Origin of the sequence: Streptomyces sp. 13-12-16 (genome assembly GCF_002114215.1) — a bacterium.
Classification (GTDB): Bacteria; Actinomycetota; Actinomycetes; order Streptomycetales; family Streptomycetaceae; genus Streptomyces.
Genome location: NZ_NCTE01000981.1, coordinates 5358 through 7762, shown reverse-complemented (window position 1 = coordinate 7762; position 2405 = coordinate 5358). Strand labels below are relative to the sequence as shown.

2 protein-coding genes are annotated in these 2405 nt (G+C 68.6%); both read right to left on the bottom strand.

Going from position 1 to position 2405, the window contains the following annotated elements; translation table 11 throughout:
* Positions 1–1641, bottom strand: a 1641-nt coding sequence (locus B7767_RS33675) for an MDR family MFS transporter (RefSeq protein ID WP_143652767.1), incomplete at its 3' end; no start/stop codon positions are given.
* Between the two features lie 13 nt (positions 1642–1654).
* On the bottom strand, positions 1655–2146 hold the full coding sequence (locus B7767_RS33670; RefSeq protein ID WP_085575414.1) for a MarR family winged helix-turn-helix transcriptional regulator: 492 nt from the start codon (positions 2144–2146) through the stop codon (positions 1655–1657).
* Positions 2147–2405 lie beyond the last annotated feature (259 nt).

Here is a 2405-nt window from a genome sequence, read left to right as displayed (position 1 = left end):
CTCCGCCGGGGCCGGGGCCGCCGGCGCGGCGGTCCCGGCCGAGGCCTCCGCCGCGGCCTGGGCCAGCGCGCCGGAGGTCCGCAGCGGGACCTCCTTGATGAACAGCGTCACCAGGAAGGCGAGCAGGGCGATCGGCGCGACGTACAGGAAGATGTCGGCGATGCCGTGCCCGTAGGCGCTCTCCAGCCAGGTGCGGATGGACGGGGGCAGCAGGTCCATGTCGGGGATAGTGCCGCTGCCGGAGGCCTTGGCGGCGGCGGCCTGCTCCTGCGGGCCGAGCTGCCCGATGGTGTCCTGGGCGTAGCCGCTGATCCGGCTGGACATGACCGAGCCGAGCACGGAGACGCCCACCGCGCCGCCGAGGGACCGGAAGAAGGTCACCACGGAGGAGGCCGCGCCCAGGTCGCTCGGGGCCACCTGGTTCTGCGTGCACAGGACCAGGTTCTGCATCATCATGCCGACGCCGAGGCCCATGAGCGCCATGAAGACGCCGATGTGCCAGTACGGGGTGTCGTAGCGCATGGTGCCCAGCAGGCCCAGGCCCGCGGTCAGCAGCACGCCGCCGGCCAGCAGCCAGCTCTTCCACCTGCCGGTCTTGGTGATGATGATGCCGGAGACCGTCGACGATATGAACAGGCCGCCGATCATCGGGATGGTCATGACGCCCGACATCGTCGGGGACTTGTCCCGGGCCAGCTGGAAGTACTGGCTGAAGTAGACGGTGCCCGCGAACATCGCGATGCCGACGAACAGCGAGGCCAGCGAGGCCAGGGTGATGGTGCGGTTCCTGAACAGGCGCAGCGGGATGATCGGCTCGTCGGCCTTCGACTCGACGAGCAGGAAGATCAGCGTCAGGACGACCGCGCCGCCGACCATGACGCCGGTCTGCCAGGACATCCAGGAGTACTTGTCGTCGGCGAAGGTGACCCAGACGAGCAGCAGGCAGACGGCCGCGGTGACGAAGAAGGCGCCGGCCCAGTCGACCTTGACCTTCCGCTTGACCACGGGGAGGTTCAGCGTCTTCTGCAGCACGATCAGCGCGATGATCGCGAAGGGCACGCCGACGTAGAGGCACCAGCGCCAGCCGAGCCAGCTGGTGTCGGTGATCACGCCGCCGAGCAGCGGGCCGCCGACGGTCGCGACGGCGAAGGTCGCGCCCAGGTAGCCGGAGTAACGTCCGCGCTCGCGCGGGGAGATCATCGCGGCCATGATGATCTGCGCCAGGGCGGACAGACCGCCGGCACCCAGGCCCTGGATGGCGCGCGCGGTGATCAGCATCGCCGGGTTCTGCGCCAGACCGGCCACGACGGAGCCGATGACGAAGACGACCAGGGCCGCCTGGACCAGGATCTTCTTGCTGGTGAGGTCGGCGAGCTTGCCCCACAGGGGGGTGGAGGCGGTCATCGTCAGCAGCGAGGCGGTGACGACCCAGGTGTAGGCGCTCTGGCCGCCGCCGAGATCGGAGACGATCTCGGGCAGGGCGTTGGTGACGATGGTCGACGACAGGATGGCGCAGAACATGCCGAGCAGCAGCCCGGACAGCGCCTCCATGATCTGCCGATGCGTCATCGGAGCGTCGGCGGAGGAGCCTCCCCCGTGCTTGGCATGAGCCCGCACACCGTTCGGTGTGGTCGTTGCCATGGACTTCCTTCTCTTACGTGCTTGCGGGTGTACGGGTGGTCTGTTCGGGAGCGGGAGATGCCGGGCGGGGCACCGCTCGGCAGTCGCCGAAGCTGTCTCTGAGCCGGGTCATCAGCTGGGTGAGCCGGCTGACCTCGTCGTCGGACCAGTCGTCCAGGCGCTCCGAGAGGAGCTGGGTGGACCGCCGGAACAGCTCGTCGAGCTGGATCCGGCCGGCGGGGGTGAGGTGCAGGATGCGGGACCGTTTGTCGGCGGGGTCGGGGGAGCGTTCGATCCAGCCGCGCTCGGTCAGGTGGGCTACGTGGCGGCTGGTGACCGACATGTCCACGGACAGCAGCTCGGCGAGCCTGCTCATGCGCATGTCGCCGTGGCGGCCGAGCAGTGCCAGCACGGCGGCGGAGCCGCTGGGGCAGCCGGTCGGCATGATCCGGTTCATCTCCCGCTTGACGGCGCCGAAGGCGCTGAACTGTCGGACCAGTTCCTCGTACTGCGCCTGCTCGGCCATGGCACCTCCCGTTTTGATTGCTTAGGGCAACGATAGGAATCGATGGTTGCTGAAGGCAAATAAAAACGGGTCTCCTGGCTCAAAAACTTGGCAAAGGCAAGTAATCGCGAAAGTAAACACGCAGGTCCGGGCGTGTCCGCGCCGGCGACGCTGCCCGGCAGTCCCTGTCGGCGCTGACCCTCGTTCCTTGCCCGTACCGCCCGTCGCCCCTTGCCGGCGCCCCCACTTGGGCGCCTCACCGGGCATTCGCTAGGGTCTC